This window comes from Nocardioides sp. BP30 (assembly GCF_029873215.1).
Lineage (GTDB): Bacteria > Actinomycetota > Actinomycetes > Propionibacteriales > Nocardioidaceae > Nocardioides.
Genome location: NZ_CP123620.1, coordinates 4,133,213 through 4,154,685, shown reverse-complemented (window position 1 = coordinate 4,154,685; position 21,473 = coordinate 4,133,213). Strand labels below are relative to the sequence as shown.

Here is a 21,473-nt window from a genome sequence, read left to right as displayed (position 1 = left end):
GCGTGGAGCGCGCCGTCGTCGAGGGGATACCGGGAGTCATGGACCGGGTCGACGCGGCGTTCGCCGCCGTTCCCCGCGCGGGCTTCCTGCCGCGGGCCGAACGCGCCCGCGCGGGGGACGACGCCCCGCTGCCGATCGGCCATCGACAGACCAACTCCCAGCCCCGCACGGTCGCGGCGATGCTGCGCCTGCTCGAGGTCGTGGCCGGTCAGCGGGTGCTCGACGTCGGCGCCGGCTCCGGCTGGACGACGGCCCTGCTCGCGCACCTGACCGGGCCGGAGGGGGAGGTGGTCGGCGTCGAGCTCGAGCCCGACCTGGTCCGCTGGGGCGGAGCCAACCTCGCGGCGACGGGTCGGCGGTGGGCGACGATCCGGCTGGCGAGGAAGGGCGAGCTGGGCGTACCCGAGCGAGCGCCGTACGACCGGATCCTGGTCTCGGCCGACGCTGGCGAGCTGCCGCGGGCCCTGCTCGACCAGCTGGCCGACCCCGGCCGGCTCGTGATCCCGGTGGCGGGCACAATGACGCTGGTCGTCCGCGAGCAGGCGTACGACGCCGTCAGCCACCACGGCAGCTACCGCTTCGTTCCGCTGCGCTGAGGAGCACCACCGGGCATAAACGCCTCCGATCGCGCCTTGAGAGGAGCGTGAGCGTGCACGGCGAGTTCAAGGTCCCCGGCGGCAAGCTGGTCGTCATCGACGGCGAGGTGGAGGACGGGCGGCTGCGCGAGACCGTGCTGTCGGGCGACTTCTTCCTCGAGCCGGACGAGGCCCTCGGGGCGCTGACCGAGGTGCTGCAGGACCTGCCGGTCGACATCGGGCTCGACGAGCTGACCTCCCGACTGACAGCGGCAAGCGAGGGTGCGGTGCTGCTCGGGTTCGCGCCGCACGACATCGCCCTGACGGTGCTGCGTGCGCTGGGCCGCGCGAGCTCCTGGTTCGACCACGACTTCGAGCTGATCGAGACCGGCCCCCTGGAGCCCAACCTGCAACTGGCCCTCGACGAGGTGCTCGGCCGCCAGGTGGCGCAGGGGCGTCGCAAGCCGGCGCTGCGGATCTGGGACTGGGCCTCTAACGCGGTGATCATCGGGTCCTACCAGTCGGTCCGCAACGAGGTCGACCTCGACGGAGCCCGGCGCCACGACGTGACGGTCGTACGGCGTTCCTCCGGTGGGGGCGCCATGTTCGTCGAGCCCGGCAACACCATCACCTACTCGTTGTACGTGCCCGAGACGCTGGTCGCCGGCCTCAGCTTCCAGGAGTCCTATGCGTTCCTGGACGCGTGGGTGCTGCGGGGCTACCAGGGCCTCGGCGTCGATGCCTTCTACTCCGGGCTCAACGACATCGCCTCGCCGCAGGGCAAGATCGGTGGCTCGGCCCAGAAGCGGATCCCGGGCGGCGTGATCCACCACGCGACGATGGCCTACGACATGGACGCCGACAAGATGCTCGAGGTGCTGCGGATCGGTCGCGAGAAGCTCTCCGACAAGGGCACCAAGAGCGCCGGCAAGCGGGTCGACCCGGTGCGATCGCAGACCGGCATGACCCGGGAGGCGGTGGTTGCGGCGCTGCTGGCGGAGTTCGAGGGCAGCTACGGTCTGACCCGGGTCGCGCTGGACGAGGCCACCCGCGCCGAGGCCGAGGCGCTGGTCCGCACGAAGTATGCGACCGCTGAGTGGTTGCACCGCGTGCCCTGATCGCGTGCCCTGATCGCGTGCCGACGCGCGTCGTCGGCGGCTCCATTTGGCTTGCCGTGTGACACGCGTCACTGTTGCTGTCGTGCTGTCTCACCAGTGACTGAGACCACGGGGACGGTTCTCGGAAGTACGACATGATCCGGGGACGACGCCCGCAAGGACGACAACGGCGAAGGAGCCGCGCATGCTGATCGGAGTGACTCGTGAGACCCGCCCCGGGGAGACCCGCGTGGCGGCGACACCGACGACGGTGGGCCAGCTGGTCAAGCTCGGCTACGAGGTGCTGGTCGAGACGGGCGCGGGCGAGCTCTCCTCCTTCGCCGACGAGGCGTACGTCGAGGCCGGCGCGCGGATCGGCTCGGTCGCCGACGCGTGGGGCGCCGACGTGGTGTTCCGGGTGAACGGGCCGACGCTCGAGGAGGTCGGCCTGCTGCGGTCGGGCACGACGGTGGTGGCGCTGCTGGCGCCCGCGCAGTCGCCGGACCTGTTGGCCGCCCTGGCCGCGCGCAACGTGACAGCGCTGGCGATGGACGCGGTGCCGCGGATCTCGCGAGCGCAGTCCCTGGACGTGCTCTCCTCGATGGCGAACATCGCGGGCTACCGCGCGGTCATCGAGGCCGCCCACCACTTCGGCCGGTTCTTCACCGGCCAGGTCACCGCGGCGGGCAAGGTGCCGCCGGCGAAGGTGCTGGTCGCCGGTGCCGGGGTGGCGGGGCTGGCCGCGATCGGCGCCGCCTCCTCGCTGGGCGCCATCGTGCGGGCCACCGACCCGCGGCCCGAGGTCGCCGACCAGGTCAAGTCGCTGGGTGGGGAGTACCTGCCGGTAGTCGTGCCGGCCGAGGAACAGCAGGTCTCCTCCGACGGGTACGCGAAGGCCACCTCCGAGGCCTACAACGCTGCCGCCGCGCGGCTCTACTCCGAGCAGGCCGCTGACGTCGACATCCTCATCACCACCGCGCTCATCCCCGGGCGTCCCGCGCCGCGGCTGATCACCGCCGCCGACGTGGCGGCGATGAAGCCGGGCTCGGTGGTGGTGGACATGGCCGCCGGCCGTGGGGAAGGAGGTCAGGGCGGCAACGTGGAGGGCTCCGTCGCGGGCGAGGTGGTCACCACCGATCACGGTGTGACGATCATCGGCTACACCGATCTCGCCGGCAGGCTGCCGGCGCAGGCCTCGCAGCTGTACGGCACCAATCTGGTGAACCTGATGAAGCTGCTCACGCCGGCCAAGGACGGCCGTCTCGTGCTGGACTTCGACGACGTCGTCCAGCGCGGTCTGACGGTCACGCACGGCGGCGCGAACGGCGGCGAGGTGCTGTGGCCACCGCCGCCGGTGCAGGTCAGCGCGGCACCGGCGGCCACGCCCGCCGAGCCTGTCGAGGCGAAGCCCGCGACGAGGCCGGCCTCGGCAGCGGCTCGCTTCGGCTGGAGCCTGGTCGGGATCGCGATCTTCGGGCTGATCGTGGCCTTCGCCCCCGAGCCGCTGCCGCAGCACTTCACCGTCCTGATGCTCTCGATCGTCATCGGCTACTACGTCATCGGCAAGGTCGCCCACGCCCTGCACACCCCGCTGATGAGCGTCACCAACGCCATCTCGGGCGTCGTGGTGGTCGGCGCGCTGCTGCAGCTGCCGACCGTCACCGGCGATCGGACGATCCAGCTGCTCGCGGGCCTGGCCGTACTGCTCGCCTCGATCAACGTCTTCGGTGGCTTCGCCGTCACCCGCAGGATGCTCGCCATGTTCGGCTCCAGCACCGCCTCGAAGGGGAACTGACCATGACCGTGACCGCCCTGGCCACTGCTGCCTACGTGATCGCCGCGCTGCTCTTCATCCTCTCCCTGGCCGGCCTGTCCAAGCACGAGTCCGCCCAGCGGGGCTGGACCTACGGCGTCATCGGGATGGCGGTGGCCATCATCGCCACGGCGATCCTGGTCATCCACGACGCCACCGACGGCATCGGCTCCGGTGGCGGGCTCGCGATCACCCTGATGGTCATCGCCGTCGTCGTCGGCGGGGTGATCGGGCTGTGGCGTGCCCGGATCGTGCAGATGACCGGCATGCCCGAGCTGATCGCGCTGCTGCACTCCTTCGTGGGGCTCGCAGCGGTGCTGATCGGGTGGGTCGGCCACCGCGAGGGCGTCGTCACCCACCTCGGCGTCGGCTACCCGCAGTCGCTGTGGAACATCCACAACGCCGAGATCGCGGTCGGCATCTTCATCGGTGCGGTCACCTTCACCGGCTCGATCGTGGCCAACCTGAAGCTGTCGGCCCGGATCAAGTCCTCGCCCCTGATGCTGCCGGGCAAGAACCTGATCAACGTCGGCGCGCTGGTCGTCTTCGCGATCCTGACGGTCGTCTACCTGGTCGTGGACCGCAACGACACCACCGGTGGTGGGACGTTCGTGCTCGCCCTGCTCACCCTGGTCGCGCTGGCGCTGGGCCTGCACCTGGTCGCCTCCATCGGCGGCGGTGACATGCCGGTCGTCGTCTCGATGCTCAACAGCTACTCCGGCTGGGCCGCCGCGGCCTCGGGCTTCCTGCTGGACAACGACCTCCTGATCGTCACCGGCGCGCTGGTGGGTTCCTCGGGTGCCTACCTGTCCTACATCATGTGCCAGGCGATGAACCGCTCGTTCCTCTCCGTCATCGCCGGCGGCTTCGGTATCGAGGCCCCCGCCGGCAGCGACACCGACTACGGCGAGCACCGCGAGATCAACGCCGAGGCCGCCGCCGACCTGCTCGCCGCCGCCTCCAACGTGGTGATCACGCCGGGCTACGGCATGGCGGTCGCGCAGGCGCAGTACCCGGTCGCCGAGCTCGTCCGCTCGCTGCAGGCCCGCGGAGTCGACGTGAAGTTCGGCATCCACCCGGTCGCGGGCCGCCTGCCCGGACACATGAACGTGCTGCTGGCCGAGGCCAAGGTGCCCTACGACATCGTGCTGGAGATGGACGAGATCAACGACGACCTCGCCGCCGCCGACGTGGTGCTGGTGATCGGCGCCAACGACACCGTCAACCCCGCCGCCGCCGAGGACCCGTCCTCGCCGATCGCGGGCATGCCGGTGCTGCGGGTGTGGGAGGCGCGCGAGGTGATCGTGTTCAAGCGCTCGATGGCAGCCGGGTACGCAGGCGTGCAGAACCCGCTGTTCTTCCGCGACAACAGCCAGATGCTCTTCGGCGACGCCAAGAGCAAGGTCGAGGAGATCCTGGCCGCGCTCAACAGCCGCGTCCCGGTCTGACCGCGCCGTACGCCCGACCGGCGCCCGGCTGTGCGCCCGGTTAGGGGTTGGCCAGGTCGTCGGGGCAGGTCGTGCCGCGCGGAAGCTTGTACGGCGCAGCGATCCGGTAGGTGCCGGCACTCGGGGCGTGCAACACCGTCCATACGTCGGTGGGCTGGCCCTCCACGACCGGCTCGTGCAGGGCGGTCAGGCAGCCGTAGACGTTGACCGGGGCCTGGTCATCGCCCTTGCTCTGCGGGGCCGGGACGGCGTGGCCGCGCAGGTCCACCACCGAGAGCCAGGGCGAGGCAGGAACGCGCAGCATCACCGTGGTCTTGCTCGGCACCGTCACCACGATCTCGGTCGCGGTGAAGGAGGTGACGATCGCCGGCGGCTCGACCAACGGCGTCGGGTCCTGCACCCGGTAGAGCTTCCAGTCCTGGTTGGACCAGACCAGCTTGAGGTAGGGGAGTCCGCCGCGGACCAGGGCGTCCTCGGACTTCGCGGCGGTATCCGGCTCGCCCGGCGGCAGCACCACGTAGTGCACCGCCCACCGGTCGAGCCAGGCGCGGTAGCTGTCGGCGTCGAGCGGGTTCTTCGTGTCGTAGAAGACCGGGTTGCGCTCCAGGTCGGCCTGCCGGTTCCAGCCGCGCGCCAGGTTCGCGTACGGCGCCAGCGCCGAAGACTCCCGGTGTGAGCGCGAGGGCACGACCTCGACGCGACCGAGCTTGGCGCCGCGGATGGCGAACTGGTGCAGGAGGGCGTTGATGTCGTAGCGCCAGGCCGCGTCCGGCCGTTCGTGGACGTAGTCGACCGAGGCGACGGCGCCCTGCCAGATCAGGCTGGTCAGGATGGCGCACACGATGAAGAAGCGTCGCGGCACCCACCGCAGGAAGGCGAACGGGTTGCGATCCACTCCCGCGCACAGCGGCACCAGCAGCGCGGAGGTGCCGAAGACCAGCGAGAGCCGCACCACGTTGGTGCCGATGGGGCTGGGCACCAGCCAGGCGAAGAGCACTGCGACGATGTAGATCAGGGCGGTCAGCCGCACGACCCGCCACGCGGGCGGCGTGACCAGCCACACGAAGACGGCCAGCAGGATCGGAAGGATCGCCGAGGACCAGTGCATCGGCTGCTTGCCGCCGAACGGGAAGACCACTGCGGAGAGGATGACGACCAGGACCGGTGGTACGCCGAGAACGTAGGCCGCGCGCCGGTGGCGGCACAGCCACAGCGCGGCCGCGACCAGGCCGAGGAAGAAGCCTGCCACCGGGCTGCCGAAGGTGGACAGTGTCGCCATCACGACGGCGACCACGCCCTGGACCAGCCGGCGCCGGCGGTGGTCGAGCTGCCAGGAGTCGGGCCAGGCCACCACGGCGCCGAGCGCGGCCAGGGCGAACATGATGCCGAGCGCGAAGGTCACCCGCCCGGAGATCGCGTTGCCGGTCATCGCGACGGCGGCGGCCAACGAGGGCCACAGCGGGTGCTTCACCATCGGCAGCTGGATCAGCAGCAGCGCCGTCAGCGTGGCGGCGCCGATGCTCGCGAGTACCAGCGTCGTACGGACGCCGATCAGGGCCATCAGGTAGGGCGAGATGACGCTGTAGGAGACGGGGTGCATCCCGCCGTACCAGCTCAGGTTGTAGGCGCTGCCGGGGTGCAGCCGGGCGAACTCGGCCCACGCGTCCTGGGCGGCGATGTCGCCGCCGGTGGTCGAGAGGCCGAAGCGCCAGGCCAGCAGCATGACGGTGGAGGCCAGGAAGGTGATGCCGACGGCGCGCAGGCGGGCGTCGTGCGGCCATCGAGCCCTCGGCCCGACGCGGGGGAAGCCGACCTCCACGCTGCTCACTGGTGCACCCGGCTCCGCCCGAGGCGTCGATAGACGGTCAGGTGAGCGATCCAGACCGAGAGCACGGCGATGGCGACGCCACCGACGAGGTCCAGGGTGAAGTGCCAGCCGAAGTAGATCGTCGCGATGACCACGGGGATGAGGTAGAGGCCGACAAGCCAGGCGAGCAGCCGCTTGCGTAGGTAGATCATCACCAGGAGCACGGTCGTGGTGAAGCCGACGTGCAGGCTGGCGAACGCGGAGATGCCGACGAACGCCCGGGGGTCGTCAGGGTGGGCGAGGAAGAGCTGGCGGTCCCTGATGTTGCCGAGCACCATCGTGGTCACGGAGGTGTGGGTCAGCCCGGCGAACTCCTGCGGGGCGGAGAACACCGGCCCCAGCGTCGGCACCAGGTAGTAGGAGGCGGTGCCGAGGATCCAGGTCCACATGCCCGCGATCACCATGACGTGGGCGCGGCGCAGGTCGCTGAGGAACGCCAGGCAGCCGACGACGGCCAGGGTGCAGACGTAGGTGAAGATCCTGTAGAAGAAGGCGAGCGGATGGGCGGCGACGTCGGTGCCGAGGAGGTCGTGCAACAGCACGGCCGGGCTGTGGCCGCCGAAGAGGTCGCGGTCGAAGCGCAGCATCCAGTCGTCGTGCGGCGTCTGGAAGGCGACCCAGTTCTTCAGGTTGCGGTAGAAGAGGTAGACCAGGTGGTAGGCCAGCAGGGCGGAGGCCACCAGTGCCAGCCGGGTCGGCGCGAGCCGGCGGCGTACGACGTCGCGCGCCGCTGTGCGGGTGCGTCCGGCGCGCCACCACCGGATGACGAGGTCGACCACCGCCAGGATCGCGAAGAACCAGACGGCGCCGAGCAGCTTCTTGGCGAACATCTTGCCGTGCGGATCGCGCATCGGGACGTCGACGTGGTGGGACCAGAAGAGGGCGACGAGGCCGAAGGCGACGACCACGCCCCACATCGTCCACACCGCCGGTGCGAGCCGGGGCAGCGAGGCCTGCGAGGAGGGGGTCGTCGCCGACGGCAGACTCTCGACTGGTGCGGCACCCACGGTCGGCAATGGTACGGGGATGAACCCGTCAGCCCGAGTCGACGGCGAGTTTGACCAAACCCCCGCGGCCTCCGTTGCGTGCGCCCTAGAGTGCGACCGCGGAGGTGCCATGTTCATCAGTGAGGTCGACCAGGGTCTCGAGCGACTCCTGCGGGAGGGGCTGCCCTTCCCGGAGCACGTGGGCGACATCAGCTTCGAGACGCCCAACGACTCGTGGGCCGCGACCCTCTCGCGCTTGACCGTCAACCTCTTCCTGTACCAGGTCGAGCGCAGCAGCCAGCCCGGCCGTGCTCCGGTGGTCCGCAGCAGCGAGGGCGGCCCCGCCTACCAGCGACGCCCGCAGCCGATGATCGACCTCGGATACCTGGTCAGCGCCTGGGCCGGCAGCCCTCGCGACGAGCACCAGCTGCTGAGCAGCGTGGTCAGCCTCCTGGCGGGTACGCCGACGCTGCCCGAGCGCGTGGCACCCGAGGGGCTGAACTCCACCGTGAGTCTCTCCCTCGGAGGGCAGCTCGGCCCGCGCGACATCTGGCAGGGCCTCGGGGGCAAGCTGCGGCCCTGCCTGCTCATCACCGCGACCGTGGCCACCGACACCTGGGACTGGGAGCTGCAGGCGCCCGCGGTCGAGCAGATCTCGGTGCTCAGCAACCCCTCGCCGATCCCGCCGCCGCGCGGCTGATCGGCGGTGTCTCACCGGCGCAGGACGTCTCGGGTTCGGTGATGGAAGCGGTAGCGGCCGTCGGGTAGTCGGGTGGTTTGGTAGGTGGGGTCGTGGGCGCGTCTGTGGTGGTGGCCGCAGAGGAGGGAGCCGTGATTCAGGTCGGTGTGGCCGCCGGTTGACCAGGGTTGGTCGTGGTGGGCGTCGCACCAGGCGGTGGGGACGGTGCAGCCTTCGGTGCGGCAGTGCTTGTCCCGTAGCGCAAGTGCCTTGCGCTGGGATGGGGTGAAGAGTCGTCGGGTGCGGCCCAGATCGAGGGGTTCGGAGTTGCCGCCGAGGACGGCGGGGATGATCCCCGCGGTGCACGCGAGGCGTCGGGTTTCCCCGGTGCTGATGGGGGTGCCGTCGTCGAGCCATGCGACACCGAGACCGGCCCGCAGCTGGTCCAGCGTCATGGTGACGATGACGGTGGTGGCATCACCCCCGTGGGCGGGGAGGCGGGTGGGGTCGGTGTTCTCCAGGAGTTGGGCGAAGGCGTGGGCGAGGAGCCGGCTGCGGGGCTGGACCCTGCCGTCGGATTCCAGGGCGGCGATGCGGGGTTGGGTGTAGGCCTGCAGGTAGGTCCGCAACCGGTGACCGACCGTTTCGGGGACGATGCCGTGGATGCGGGTCGTCCCGTCGCCTTGGTCGGTGATCGAGAGGCACGCTTTCGCGTTCGCGGTCTCCTCGAGCCGACGGATGGCTGCGGCCTCGGCGGCTTCGGCGACCTCGGGTGCGACGACCTCCAACAGGTGGCTGGCGAGGCGGCGCAGGTCCTTGGGCCGGTGCTCACTCGCGAGGTCGCACAGCGTGACCTCCGCCCGCGCCAACACCTCGGCGGGTAGGTCGTCGGGCAGGTCGTCGAGCCCACGGAGGATCACGCGGGCGTGCTCGAGACTGAACGCACCGCGCGCGAGCCCGGCCCGGACCACCGGCCGACCCTCCAACTCCCGGGCCAACCGAAGGGTGGCGTACGCGGCGGGACTCTCGACCCGGTGCTGGGCAACCAGCCAGGCTGCGACATCGCGGGCACTGACCTCCTCGGCCACGTCCTGTGCGGAGGCGATCACGCGGAGTCGTAGCTCGGCCACACGTGCGGTGATCTGCTCCAGTCGTGCGAGCACGTCTGCCTTGTCCGCCGTCGCGAGGAAGACCGGGTCCGCGTCCGTGGCGTCATCGAGGGCAGCAGCGATCGTGGCGAGTGCCGCCTGGATCTGATGCATGGAGACCACCACCGAGAGAGATCAGTTCGAACGCATGTTCGAAGCCTAGGTGGTCGGATGTGTGTGGTCAACCTTCTTTCAACAACCAGACCAGGGCGGAGATCTCGTCGTACTGGATCACAGCCATGGTGGCCCGACGCAACCGTAGGGAAGGCTCCCGACCCGGCCAAGACACCGGGCCACGCTGGTACTGGCCCACGCTTCTCGTTTTTCTTTGCGCCGACCCCGAACACCAAGTCACGCCGGAGGCCCGACTCAACCCGGACGCAGGCCCGACTCAACCCGGACGCAGGCCCGACTCAACCCGGACGCAGGCCCGACTCAACCCGGACGCAGGCCCGACTGAACGCGTCAGGGGGTGGTGGTGTCGCTCGGGTCAGAGGCGTTCGAGGTTCCTGCGGACGGGTCGGTGGAGGGGGCGGAGGAGGGATCCGCGGAGGCGCTGGGCGAGGTCGAGGGCGGGGGAGCGGTCTTGGTCAGCGTCAGGTCGACCGAGGCGGTGGTCGACGGGTCGCTGTCGTCGTCGAAGGTGACGGTCGTGCTGTCGTCGTCGTAGCCGCTGCGCGATGCCGCGATCGTCCAGGTGCCCGGCGGCAGGCTGAAGGAGGCCGTGCCGTCGCTGTCGAGCGAGACATCGGTGTCCAGCGTCAGGCCGGCGCCGTCGGTGATCGTGATGGTGGTGTGCGTCGTGCCATTGGTGACCGAGAGGTCGACCGGCTTGCGCGCCTGGGTCAGCGTGAGGCTGAGGCTGCTGCCGGTGACGGCCTTCGAGACCGCGGGCCACCAGCCGCTGTCGACGTCGTCGCCCGCGGCGCTGACCGACCAGGACCCGCTCGGCACCCACACCGTGGTGGAGCCGCTGCCGAGGGTGAGGTCGAAGGTCGTCTTCGACGTACCGCTCTGGGTCAGGGTGACCAGGGCCGTCGACGGGTGCGAGGTGCCGGTCCAGTAGCTGCCCAGCCTCGCACTCACGGCCGTGCCGGTCTCGGTCAGGTTGTAGGTCGCGGAGGCGGGCGTGTTCGTCGCCGCCCCCGAGACCGAGACGGTGCCGGTCGTGCACCCCAGCGTGCTGTCGCCGCCGGTGGTGGTCGGGGTGGCGATCGTGCCGAAGTGGTACGACGGCAACGTCCAGCTCGCCGTCCAGCAGCCGAACGGCACCTGGTCGAACGAGGCGGTCCCTCCGGTCGCGGAGGTGGGTGTGAGGGTCTGGCCGGCGTTGCGGCCCGCGCCGGTGAGGGTGACGCTGGTCCCGGTGAGGCTGTCGCTCGCGCCGGCGCTCGGCTTCAGGGTCAGCGAGACCGCCTGGGTGATCACGGGCAGGGTGATCGGGATCGTGTAGGCGACGTTGCGGTAGTCCACCGAGTAGGTCGAGGACGCGCTGGCGGTGGTGAAGCCGTACGCCGACGCCCAGACGGTGTAGGTCCCGTTGGGGACGTTCCGGAGGGCGTAGGCGCCGTTGCCGTCCGCGGTCGCGCTCAGCGGCTTCTTGTCGGTCCCGTTGCCGGGCGTGCAGACAGCGGTGGCATCGCTCGGGCAGAGCACGACGGCGGCGTTGGCGATCTTGGCGCCGTTGCGGTCCACCACGGTGCCGCCCAGCGAGCTCGCGCCGAGGGTGACGGGGATCTTGAAGGCCTGGCTGGCGGACGCCGCGTTGGTGTTGAGCACCACCGACGGCAGCGTGCCGAACCCGTGCAGGATGGACTCGCCGGTCACGTCGTAGGTGTAGGTCCCCGGCAGCACGTTCGTGAAGGTGTAGGTGCCGCCCGCCGAGACCGTCGGGGTCGGCAGCGCGTCGCCTGCGCTGTTGGTCAGCACCAGCGTCGCGTCGGCGATGTTGTCGCCCACCTGGTCGGGCAGGGTGACGGTGACGGTGACGGGGATCTGGGTGAGCGTGAGATCGGCGTCGGTCTCGGTGTCGCCGCTGACGGTGACGTAGGCGACGCCGCCGTTGCCGGTCCAGCCGGGCACCGCGACGCTGACCTTGTACAGGCCGGTGGCCAGCTCGGCGGTGGCCGAGCCCGTGATCGTGTACGCCCCGGCGGAGCTCACGGTGCCGGTCAGGTCCGCGTCGGTGCTCTGGCAGGCGACCTTCTGGTCGCTGCCGGTGCCGGTGCAGTGCACGGCATGCACCGTCGCACCGGTCAGCGAGATCTTGTCACCTGTCGGGGTGGTGTCGGCGGTGGTGAAGCCCATGGCGGTGCCGGCGATGGTCGGCGCCGCGGTGAGCGTCGCCTTGCAGGACGACGCCGCCCCGGCGGGCAGGAGCAGCGTGGCGGGCACTGCCGCGTCGCTCGAGCACGTCAGGGGCAGGCCGGAGGCCGTGCCGGCGGTGCCGAAGTGGTACCCGGCGGCCTTGATGGTCACCGTGTAGCGGCCTCCGTCGGGGTCGGGGGAGAGCCCGGAGAAGCTCGCGGTGGTGCTGGCGGGAGTCACCGTGCTGGAGGTCCCGGCGACGCTGTCCCTGAGCGTGTACGTCGCCCCCGCGATCGCTGTGCCGTCGGCCTGCACCGCGCCGATGGTCAGGGCGGCGTTCTGCTTGAGCTGCAGCGGGGTGGCCCAGCTGCAGTTCGTCGCGGAGTCGGTGCCGTCGTCGACGACGCACTTCAGCGTGCCGGTGGCTGTCTGGTACCCGGGAGCCGTCGCGGTGATCGTGTAGGTGCCGGGCCGGATGAGGCCGGGGGTCGAGACGCCGCCGGAGTTCAGCGTGGTGTCGGTCCAGGCCAGCACGCCGGTGCCCGCGGTGCCGCCGGCGCTGGCCGAGACGCTGATGCCGCTCGTGCTGGCACCGGTGGCACTGACCTGGAAGGACACCGAGTTCCACGGGTTGGCCGAGGTCGGCAGCACCGTCATGGTGGCGGCGAACCGGACCGGGTTCGGTACCAGCGTGAAGGTGTTGCTGGAGCCTCCGGTGAGCAGGGCCTGGTTGGACAGCGTCTGGCTCTGGTAGCCGGGCGCGGTGATGGTGATGTTGGCCGAGGTGGAGACGAACGACTTGTCGACGAGCGCTCCCGAGGCCCAGGTCGTCCCCCCGCACGGCGAGGTCGGCACTGTCGCCCCGGACTGGATGCCGAAGCAGCCGTCGCCGCCCGTCACCGGCTCGGCTACACCGCGCACCGCCGTGGTGCCGTTGTAGCTGACCGGTGCGCTGATCGAGACCTTCGCGTTCTTGACCGGCTGCGAGGAGCCGTCGTACGCCGCGCTCACCTTCCCGACCACCGAGCCGACCGGGTTGGTCAGCGGCAGGGTCAGCGAGGTGTCGTGGTTGAGCGAGACGGAGGTCGGCAGCGAGTTCGTGTACTGATGATCGACCGCGTCGGTCGCCTCGACCTCGTAGGAGCCGGCGGCGAGCTTGGTCCGGTGGGCCTGACCGGTGTCGTCGACGATCGCCGTCACCGCGTCGGCGCTGTCGGGGCTGCCGTCGGCGTTGAGCGGGGTGATGGTGATCTGGGTACCGCTGCTGGCCGCGACCAGGTCGCCGTTCGTGCCCGGCTTGAGCACCGTCACGTCGAGGTGGCCGAGCCGGTCGAGGTGCGGGTCGTAGACCTGCGTCGTCCCGGCGTCCATCGAGAAGGTCGCCGAGGTGGTCAGGAACTCCGGGTCCTTCGGGACGACGTACACGGTGTAGACGCCGTGCTTGGGCAGCTGCAGGCTGTAGGAGCCGGTGCCGTCGACGTACGCGCAGACGGTGCCGAGCGCCGCCGAGCCGCTGTAGCCCACGGGCGTGGCCTTGCAGGTGTTGCCGATCGCTGCCGCACACGTCTGGGTGAGGGAGGACCCGTCGGGTACGGCGAAGACGCACGTCTCGCCCTTCGGGTTCGTCGTCGCGCTGGTGCCGACGGTGCCCTGCACGGTCGGGGCGCGCAGCAGCTGGGCGACCGGCGCGGTCACCGTCGTGCCCATCGGCACCTGGACGGTGACGGAGGTGAACTCATAGCCCGGCGCACTGATCCGGACGGTGTAGAGGCCCGGCCGCAGGCCCAGCGTGGTGCCGTCGGCGGCCTTGCCGGGCAGCCGGTACTGCTCGTCGGCGCCGAACGGCACGGTGTAGGTGGAGGTGCCGCTGCCCTGGTCGGCCGCCGCATCCTCGGTGACGGTGGCCGTCAGGCACAGGGCCGGGTCGGTCGAGGTGGTGACGGTGCTGGTGTCGCCGCTGCTCGAGGTCGTCGTCGAGGTGCTCGTGGTCGCGGTGCCGGGCGCTGCCGCCGCGGGGCACGTGCCGATCGACTTGCCGGTCGCGGCGTCGACGGCCGAGCCGAGGATGACACCGGTCGTCGGCAGGACGCCGCCGGCCTGCTTGGTCAGCGACGGCGAGACCGAGGTGACGCCGCCGGCGGTGACGCCCACCGTCAGCGTGCTGCCCTGGTAGGCGAACAGCTGGGTGGTCAGGGTGTAGGTGCCCGGCGTGACGCCGGTGATCTGGAACGACCCGGCCTGGTCGGTCGTCGTGCCGCTGGTGCTGGTCGTCTTGTAGGTGTGGTCGGCGTTGGAGAGGACCAGGCCGGCGCTGGTCAGCGCGCCGCCGGCGCTGTCGGTGACGATGCCCTGCACGATGCCGCTCGCCGAGGGCAGCGTGGCGTCGAGCGTGGCCGAGCCCTGACCGCCCTTCAGATGCAGCCGGCTGGTCTGGGTCTGCAGGTCCGGACCGGTCAGGGTGACGGTGTAGTCGCCCGGTGCCGGGAGCGCCGGCACGTGGTAGGTCCCGGCGAGCTGGTCCTGGGTCACGGTGGTGGCCGTGCGCACGGTGCCGGCGCCGTCCGTCACGGTGACGGTGGCGCCGCCCACGCCCTTGATCACACCGTCGGAGCCGGTCGCGGAGACCTTGCCACTCAGGGTGGCGACGCCGTTGCGCAGGCGCAGGTTCGCGGTGGCGGTGCCGCCGGCCGCCAGGGTGACGTCGCGGGCCTCGGTGCTGTCGCCGTCGGCCGAGGCCGAGACGATGTAGCTACCGGGGGTGGAGAGACCGTTGACCGACCAGGCGCCGACGTGGCCCTTGGTGTTGCTGCTCGCGGTGATCGTGCTGGTGCCGTCGCTGATGCTGATCGCAGCGCCGCCGACCGCCTTGCCGTCCGGGCCCGTGACGACCCCCGACAGCTTGCCCTCCCCGGGCTCGAGCTCGACGTCGAGGGGCTTCTGGGCGGTGGCCGAGGACGCGTCCACGACGTAGCTGCGGCTCTGGTAGCCCGGCTTGCTGAAGACGAGCAGGTAGTAGCCCGGCGAGCTGACCTTGGGGAAGGACCAGACGCCGTCGGTGCCGGTCACCGTCCCACGCTGCTGCGGGATCTTGGTGGCCTTGCTGAGCGTGATCGTCTCGGAGGAGACCTTGCCGACCGACGCCGTCAGGGACACCGGTACGCCGACGGACTTGGTGCCGCCGAGCTCGGCGTCCTCGTCGACGAGCGAGGTCGGGCGCAGCGAGACGTGCACGCCGGAGGGGTTCTCGGCCTTGATGGTGCCGTTGAGCTGGACGCCGGAGCCGGCGGAGGCAGTCGTGCCGCCGGTGGCCTGGGTGGCGGATCCGCCCGAGCCCGAGCCGCCCGAGCCCGAGCCGCCCGAGCCGCCCGAGCCGCCGGAACCCGAGCCGCCGGAGCCGCCCGAGCCGGAGCCACCCGAGCCCGAGCCGCCCGAGCCCGAGCCACCGGAGGCGGGGTCGGCCTGGGTGCTCACCACGTCGGACTTCGAGCCGAAGTGGTCGGTGAGCTTGGGCAGGAAGGTGATGCCGGCGGCGATCCAGATCGCCAGGATGCCGACCACGGCGATGAACTTCAGCCAGAACGGCGGCACCAGCGGACGCTGGGTCAGCTCGCCCTCGGCGTACCGGGCCGCCTCCGTGCCGGTGGCGCCGATCCGCAGGACGTGGCGCATCCGCATGCCCATCAGCTGCGGGTGCCGTGCCGTCGCCCGCCCGCGGACGCGGACCACCGCGCCGGGTGCGACCTCGACGTCCTCCTGCTGCAGGCTCAGCCGGACCGAGCCCGTCGTCTGCGGTGTCAGCCGCACCCGTGCGAGGGCGCCGCCGCTGTTGCGCAGCACCACCGCGAACCGCCGCGAGCGCCACGCGGTCAGCGCCGGCGGGTCCATCTCCAAGGTGAGCTGGGCACGCGGGTTGACCACCAGGACGGTGTCGGCGATCCCGAGCGGAGCGGAGCTCGCCGCCCCGCCGGGGCCGAGTGCCTGCACGCTGATCGCGAGGGGGTACTGCGCCGGCAGGGTCCCGGCCGCGGGGATCAGGGTCAGCTGGACGACGTACGTCGCTCCCGGTGCGAGCAGCGGCGTCGTCACCGGAGCGGGCAGCCAGGCGGAGTCGACGCCGAGCGCCATCACCGTCAGCTGGCGTGCGGAGGCGGCGGTGTTGGCGACCGTCACCTCGACCGCCAGCGGCACCCCGGCACCGGTGCGCACCACAGGTGCGACGGCGACGCCGGGGGCCGACTCGGTGGGACGCTGCGACTCAGCCAACGGTCTTGACCTTCACATTGAGCGCTTGGCTGGCGGCCAGCTGAAGCGTGGTGGTTCCGGTGGGCGCGCTGCCCGACGTGGGACGGACCTGGATCACGTAGGTCTGCGGCGCGTCCACGTTGGTGAAGCTGAACGTGCCGTCGCTGCGCGTCGTGGTGCTGCGGTAGACAGTGTTCGGGTAGGCGTCGGCCTGGTAGAGCTCGACGACGTACCCGGGGCCGAGGGTGGCGCCGGAGGCGTTGACCACGGTGCCGGTGATGGAGGCGGCGGGCTCGAGCTTGGGGTTGTACGCCGTCACGTCGCCCGCGGCGAGCTTGACGATCGAGGAGGTCGGCGTGACGCCGCCGAGGCTGACGCTGACGGTGTAGGTGCCCGGTGGGATGTCCTCGATGCGGTAGGCGCCGGCCGAGCTCGCCGGCACCGAGGCCGTGGTCACCGTGTAGCTCGAGGTGCCGGAGGAGAGCTGGACAGTGGCCTCGCCGATCGCGGAGGCTCCGGTGCTGCCCTTCTGCTTGACCACGCCGTAGAGCACTGCCGTCGAGGGGTGCAGCGCGACGCTGATACCGCTGGTGGTGATGCCTGGCCCGATCGACGCCGGGGTGATGTTGCCGTCGGCGTCCAGCGAGACCGACAGCGTGTGGCTGGCCAGGTCACTGCGCGCGAAGGTGAGCGTGTAGGTGCCGGGCAGCGCCAGGCCGTCGACGCGCCAGGTGCCGACCGCCTTGCCCGAGGACTGGGTGGCGGTCTGGATGGTCTGGCTGCCGTCGGTGACCAGCACACCGACGCCGGCCGCCGGGTCACCGCTCGGGCTGAGGGTGACGGTCCCCGACAGCGAACCCGAGGATCTGCCCAGCGTCAGCGAGACGCCGGTCAGGGACTGGCCCGCCGCCAGGCTGACGCTCATGGTCTGCGAGGCGTAGCCGTCGGCGGTCGCGACGATCGTGAACTGTGCCGGCGTGGGCAGGCTGCGCAGCACGAAGCTGCCCTTGGCGTTGGTGCCGTCGGCCTTGTCCAGCGAGATGGTGGTGACGGTGGTCTGCCCGGAGGTGGCGGTCAGGGTGACGTCGCCCAGCGGGCCGGCGGTCGAGTTGACGGTCCCCGAGATGAGCCCGTCGCCCTTGCGCAGGGTGATGTCGAGGTCGGTGCGGGTCTCGCCCGCCGACACGTCGATGAGCTGGGTGGAGGTGGCGTAGCCGGGCTTGCTGACCTCGACCTCGTAGACGCTCGGCGAGGGCACGTTCGCCAGCGTGAAGGTGCCGTCGGCGCCGATCGGCACGGTGGTCACGATCGCGCCGGCATAGGGATCCGTGCTGCCGCCGGTGCTGGCCGTATTGCTACCCGTGCCGGTACCCGTGCCGGGCGGCGGGGCGAGGGTGGCGTCGGCGGCGGTCACGCCGGTGCGTGCGGCGGCGTACGTCGGGTGCGTGGCACGCCTGGCCGCGCTGGTCCCGGTCGTCCCCGTGGAGCCGGCCGCGCTGGTCCCGGTCGTCCCCGTGGAGCCGGTGCCGGTCGCCGCTGTGCCGGTGCTTCCGCCCGGGGTCCGCAGGGTGAGCGTGGCGTTGGAGACGTCGTCGCCCTTGACAGTCCCGGAGACGGTCGCCGGCACACCGCCCAGCGAGACATCGAGGCCGCCGTGCTGTTGGTTGGCGGTGAGCGTGACGGTGGTGGCGTTGGAGGCCTCGAGCGCCTGCGGGTACCACAGTTGCACGAAGCCGGCGCCGCGGAAGGTCAGCTTGTAGTCGCCCGCCGGAAGGTCGCCCACGGTGTAGGTGCCGTTGTCACCGGTCGCCGTCGTGGCCAGCGGGGTGTTGGTATCGGCCGCGCCGTACACCGTGACGGCCACCCCGGGGACAGGCGTCCCCGAGGTGAGCAGCCGCACCGTTCCGGCCATGCTGGAGGTTCCGCTGGTGCTGGAGCCGTCGCCCGCGGAGGCGATCTGCAGCGCGAGGTCGCGGTCGGCGGCCGACTGCCCGACGATCTTCGACAGCGCGAGCGTGATCACGACGGCGAAGACGGTCACGGCCACCAGGAGGCCGAGGAGCGACAGCGAGCCGCGACCGACCAGCGGCCGCTGGATCAGGGTGGCGTTCGCCAGCGCCGGGGTGTCGCGCTCGGGGGTGAGCGAGAGCTGCTTGGCGCGTCCGCGGCGTCGCTTGCGCCTGCCGGGATCCGGCTCACCGCCGGCCGGGGTCCCCGCTGTACCCGGCTTCGCCACCGGCGCCGGCACCACTACCACCCGGCTGCCCTCGGGCGGGTCGAGGAAGAACGAGAGCGAGCGCACCGCCGGCTGGCCGAAGAACGGCTGGCGGGCCCTGGCCTTCAGGTCGACCACCGCGTGCTCGCCGGGCGCGAGGGTGAGGTCGGCGGGGGAGAAGGCGAACCTCACCTTGCCCTCCGCATCGGTGCCGGCGAGCCGGCCGCGCACCAGGGTGTTGCCGGTGTTGTCGACCAGCAGGCTGAACCGGGCCGAGCGGCCGGTCTGCTGCGCCATCGGGTCGGCCCGGACCTGCAGCGCCGGTGCATCGGGTACGACGAGGACGACCTCGTCGATGCTGCTGTGCTCCGGCGGTGTCAGCTCGCGCAGCTGCACCGCGATCCGACGCTCGCCGGCCGGGATGCCCTGCGGGACCGTCACCGCGACGCTCAGCGTGCGGGACTCCTCGGGGAAGAGCGAGAACGTCTGGTCGGTCGTCTCCACCCAGCCGGGGTCGGCGCCCAGGATGCGCAGGGCATAGCCACCGATCACGTCACCGGTGTTGGTGACGGTGACCTGGATCTGCTGGGGCACGCCGGGCATGACGGTGAACCGGCGCGGCGAGACGTCGACGATCACGCTCACTCACCCGCCTGGAGGACGAGGTCGCGCCGTACGGTGCCGCTGGTGAGGGTGACCAGCGCTGTCTGCTGGCCGTAGCCGGCCGCGCGGACGGTGACGCTGTAGGTGCCGGGCTCGAGCGAGGGGAACAGATAGCCGCCCTGGGACAGGGTGGTGTCGGGGTCGCTGGAGGCGGTCTGGAAGGTGTGGGTGCCGTCGGTGACGGTCACCGTGGCGCCCGCGTACGTCTTGCCGTTGGGAGCGGTGACGGTGCCCCACAGCTTCACCAGCTGGGTCTTGAGCTGGGCGGTCACGGCGGCCGGCGCCTTGTCCGCCGACAACGTGATCGGGACGGTCTCGGGACGGTAGCCGTCGATGGTGAAGGTCAGGGTGTAGGAGCCCGGCGCGACCAGGCCGCTGAGCGTGAAGGCGCCGACCGATCCGCTGGTCAGGGTCGTCGTCGAGGGCGTCGCCGTGGCCCCGTCGTTCGTGCTGGTGCCGCCGACGGTGACCGTCGCACCGCCGATGCCCTTGCCGTTCGGGCCCAGCAGCGTGCCGCTCACCGAGCCGGTGCCGGCGGTCAGCGCCACGTTGGCGACGCCGTTCTCGCCGGCGCCCAGGTCGACGATCCGGGTGGCGGTGCCGTGGCCGGGAGCGGTGAAGGTGAGCACGTAGGTCCCGGGGGTGGGCAGGTCGTCGAACGTGTAGGTGCCCACCGAGCCGACGGTCGGGGTGATGACCGAGACGTCCTGCCCGTCGACGGTCGTGCTGACGGTGACACCGCCGAGGCCGGTCTTCGACGTACCGGTGGTGACGGTGCCGCTCAGATGGCCGGTGTGCGCGCTCAGCAGCACTGTCGGCTCGAGCCGCTGCTCGCCACCGGTGACGGTCTCGGTCTGGGTGGTGACCTGGTAGCCCGGCGTGGTGAAGCTGAGCTCGTAGGTCCCCGGTGCCTTGAGGCCGGAGAGCGTGTAGCCGCCGGCGGCGTCGGTGGTGTCGGTGATCGGCTTGCCGGTCGCCTTGCCACCGTCGAGCATCCGGGCGGTCACGGTCGTGGTGACGGCGTCGAGCGCGTCGCCGCGGTCGACGTCTCCGGAGATCTGCGCCTGGGCTCCGCGGACCACCGCGTTCGTGCCGTCGACCTTGCCCTGGGCGACCACCTGGATGCCGGCCGAACCGGCCGTGAGGGTGACCTTGGTGCCGGCCGTGCCGGTGCTGGTCGTGCCGGTGCCGCTCGCGACGGCATTGCTGGTGCCGGACCCGCCGGGGTCCGACGGCACCCAGGTCGTGGTGAAGCCGTCGGCGCTGAACTTCAGCCAGTACGTCGTCGGGAACAGCCCTGCCAGCGTGTAGGAGCCGTCGCTCTGGGTCGCCGCGGAGCTGACCAGCACCGGACCCTTGCGGCCCATCCGGTAGGCCTGCACCAGGATCCGGCCGACCGCGGCGCTGTTGCTCTTCGCCGTCACCGTGCCCGAGATGGTGCCGCCGACGCTCGGCGAGACCAGGCCGGTCTTCGGTGTGGCACCGGCCGGGGCGGCGCCGGCACCCCCGCCCTTCGCGGCACTCGCGCCGCCGCCGTTGCCGGTGGCCGCCGAGACCGGGAAGTACGACGCGGGCGCGGTCTTGGTGACCGGGTCACCGGAGAAGACCTGGGTGAGGCCGAGGAGGAAGACCCCTGCCCACAGCGCGATGATCGCCAGCAGGATCAGCGCCGTCAGGAGGCCGCGGCTGATCAGCGGCCGCTGCTTGAGCACGACCGTCGTCTGGTCGGTCAGCTCCGGCTCTGTCTCCGTCTCCTCCATCGCCGGGATGGTGTCGGCGCGGCGGCCGACCAGATCGACCGTGACGACCCGATCGACCTCGGTCCCGGTGATCATCCGCGGTCCCTTGACGGCGAGCATCACCGGCGTGACGGTCCCCGGGGCGGTGCGCAGGTTGGTCGGGTTGAAGCGGGTGGCGCAGCGGTCGGGCGAGTTGGCGGCGAGCAGCACGTCGAGCGCCACGTTGCCGGTGTTCTCCACGGCCAGGACGTAGCGGGCGCCGCGTCGCGCGCGCACGAGCGTGGGCTGGCGGGACAGTCGCAGACCGGGTTGGGCGGCCACGGAGAGCTCGAGGTCGAGGTGGCGGCGCGTCGTACCGGAGACGTGCGAGACGACCTCGACCGTGACCGGGTGCAGGCCGGCCGGCTGGCTCGCAGGCAGCTGGATGGTCAGGGTGATCTGGCCGCTCGCGCCCGGGAACAGCGGAAGCACCTCGGGCTCGGCGCGCACCACGGCGGCCTCGAGCCCGACCAGCCGCGCGGTGACCCCGTCGATGAGGTCGCCGGTGTTCACCACGTCGACGACGACGTCGACGCTGGCGCCGGGGTCGGCGATGAGGGTGCGGTGCTCGGTGGCTACGCGCATGCAAGCGCTCGGAACACGACAGACCTCCCGCGACCCGTCTCTCGTGGGCCGCAACGCGAAAGAGCGTACG

11 protein-coding genes are annotated in these 21,473 nt (G+C 71.4%); 5 read left to right on the top strand and 6 right to left on the bottom strand.

Going from position 1 to position 21,473, the window contains the following annotated elements:
- Nucleotides 1–2 precede the first annotated feature (2 nt).
- The 4 genes from P5P86_RS19455 (at nucleotide 3) to pntB (ending at nucleotide 4,933) form a co-directional block, all read left to right on the top strand.
- On the top strand, nucleotides 3–596 hold the full coding sequence (locus P5P86_RS19455; RefSeq protein ID WP_280609101.1) for a protein-L-isoaspartate O-methyltransferase family protein: 594 nt from the start codon (nucleotides 3–5) through the stop codon (nucleotides 594–596).
- Nucleotides 597–649: 53 nt separating this feature from the next.
- Nucleotides 650–1,693: a lipoate-protein ligase small subunit gene (gene lplB / locus P5P86_RS19450; protein ID WP_280609100.1), complete on the top strand. Its 1,044-nt coding sequence runs from the start codon at nucleotides 650–652 to the stop codon at nucleotides 1,691–1,693.
- 184 nt (nucleotides 1,694–1,877) lie between these two features.
- Nucleotides 1,878–3,467, top strand: coding sequence for a Re/Si-specific NAD(P)(+) transhydrogenase subunit alpha (locus tag P5P86_RS19445; RefSeq protein WP_280609099.1), 1,590 nt, complete (start codon nucleotides 1,878–1,880; stop codon nucleotides 3,465–3,467).
- Nucleotides 3,468–3,469: 2 nt separating this feature from the next.
- Entirely contained in the window at nucleotides 3,470–4,933 is a 1,464-nt protein-coding gene (gene pntB / locus P5P86_RS19440; RefSeq protein ID WP_280609098.1) for a Re/Si-specific NAD(P)(+) transhydrogenase subunit beta, read from the top strand.
- 40 nt (nucleotides 4,934–4,973) lie between these two features.
- Here pntB and P5P86_RS19435 read toward each other — a convergent pair whose 3' ends face one another.
- Both P5P86_RS19435 and P5P86_RS19430 read right to left on the bottom strand, forming a co-directional pair.
- Nucleotides 4,974–6,761 carry a DUF8823 domain-containing protein gene (locus P5P86_RS19435; RefSeq protein WP_280609097.1) on the bottom strand — a complete coding sequence of 596 codons (1,788 nt, stop codon included), beginning with the start codon at nucleotides 6,759–6,761 and terminating at the stop codon, nucleotides 4,974–4,976.
- Nucleotides 6,758–7,807, bottom strand: a complete 1,050-nt coding sequence (locus P5P86_RS19430) for a phosphatase PAP2 family protein (protein WP_280609096.1) — start codon at nucleotides 7,805–7,807, stop codon at nucleotides 6,758–6,760. The genes P5P86_RS19435 and P5P86_RS19430 overlap by 4 nt, the downstream gene beginning before the upstream one ends.
- Before the next feature lie 109 nt (nucleotides 7,808–7,916).
- Between P5P86_RS19430 and P5P86_RS19425 the strand changes: the two genes are divergently transcribed.
- On the top strand, nucleotides 7,917–8,486 hold the full coding sequence (locus tag P5P86_RS19425) for a Pvc16 family protein (protein WP_280609095.1): 570 nt from the start codon (nucleotides 7,917–7,919) through the stop codon (nucleotides 8,484–8,486).
- 11 nt (nucleotides 8,487–8,497) lie between these two features.
- Here P5P86_RS19425 and P5P86_RS19420 read toward each other — a convergent pair whose 3' ends face one another.
- The 4 genes from P5P86_RS19420 to P5P86_RS19405 form a co-directional block, all read right to left on the bottom strand.
- Nucleotides 8,498–9,727: an HNH endonuclease signature motif containing protein gene (locus P5P86_RS19420; RefSeq protein ID WP_280609094.1), complete on the bottom strand. Its 1,230-nt coding sequence runs from the start codon at nucleotides 9,725–9,727 to the stop codon at nucleotides 8,498–8,500.
- A gap of 351 nt (nucleotides 9,728–10,078) precedes the next feature.
- The gene (locus tag P5P86_RS19415; protein WP_280609093.1) at nucleotides 10,079–16,183 is read right to left on the bottom strand and encodes a beta strand repeat-containing protein; all 6,105 of its coding nucleotides are present in this window, start codon (nucleotides 16,181–16,183) and stop codon (nucleotides 10,079–10,081) included.
- On the bottom strand, nucleotides 16,176–19,022 hold the full coding sequence (locus tag P5P86_RS19410) for a carboxypeptidase regulatory-like domain-containing protein (protein WP_280609092.1): 2,847 nt from the start codon (nucleotides 19,020–19,022) through the stop codon (nucleotides 16,176–16,178). Before P5P86_RS19410 ends, P5P86_RS19415 begins: the two co-directional genes overlap by 8 nt.
- Nucleotides 19,019–21,403 (bottom strand): carboxypeptidase regulatory-like domain-containing protein, encoded by a 2,385-nt coding sequence (locus P5P86_RS19405; RefSeq protein ID WP_280609091.1) that lies wholly within the window; start codon nucleotides 21,401–21,403, stop codon nucleotides 19,019–19,021. The genes P5P86_RS19410 and P5P86_RS19405 overlap by 4 nt, the downstream gene beginning before the upstream one ends.
- Nucleotides 21,404–21,473: the final 70 nt, after the last annotated feature.

Bases quoted from the DNA above. Each gene is read 5' to 3' on its own strand.
- P5P86_RS19420 (WP_280609094.1), bottom strand. From the start codon at position 9,727: ATGCATCAGATCCAGGCGGCACTCGCCACGATCGCTGCTGCCCTCGAT.
- P5P86_RS19425 (WP_280609095.1), top strand. From the start codon at position 7,917: ATGTTCATCAGTGAGGTCGACCAGGGTCTCGAGCGACTCCTGCGGGAG.
- P5P86_RS19405 (WP_280609091.1), bottom strand. From the start codon at position 21,403: ATGCGCGTAGCCACCGAGCACCGCACCCTCATCGCCGACCCCGGCGCC.
- P5P86_RS19445 (WP_280609099.1), top strand. From the start codon at position 1,878: ATGCTGATCGGAGTGACTCGTGAGACCCGCCCCGGGGAGACCCGCGTG.
- pntB (WP_280609098.1), top strand. From the start codon at position 3,470: ATGACCGTGACCGCCCTGGCCACTGCTGCCTACGTGATCGCCGCGCTG.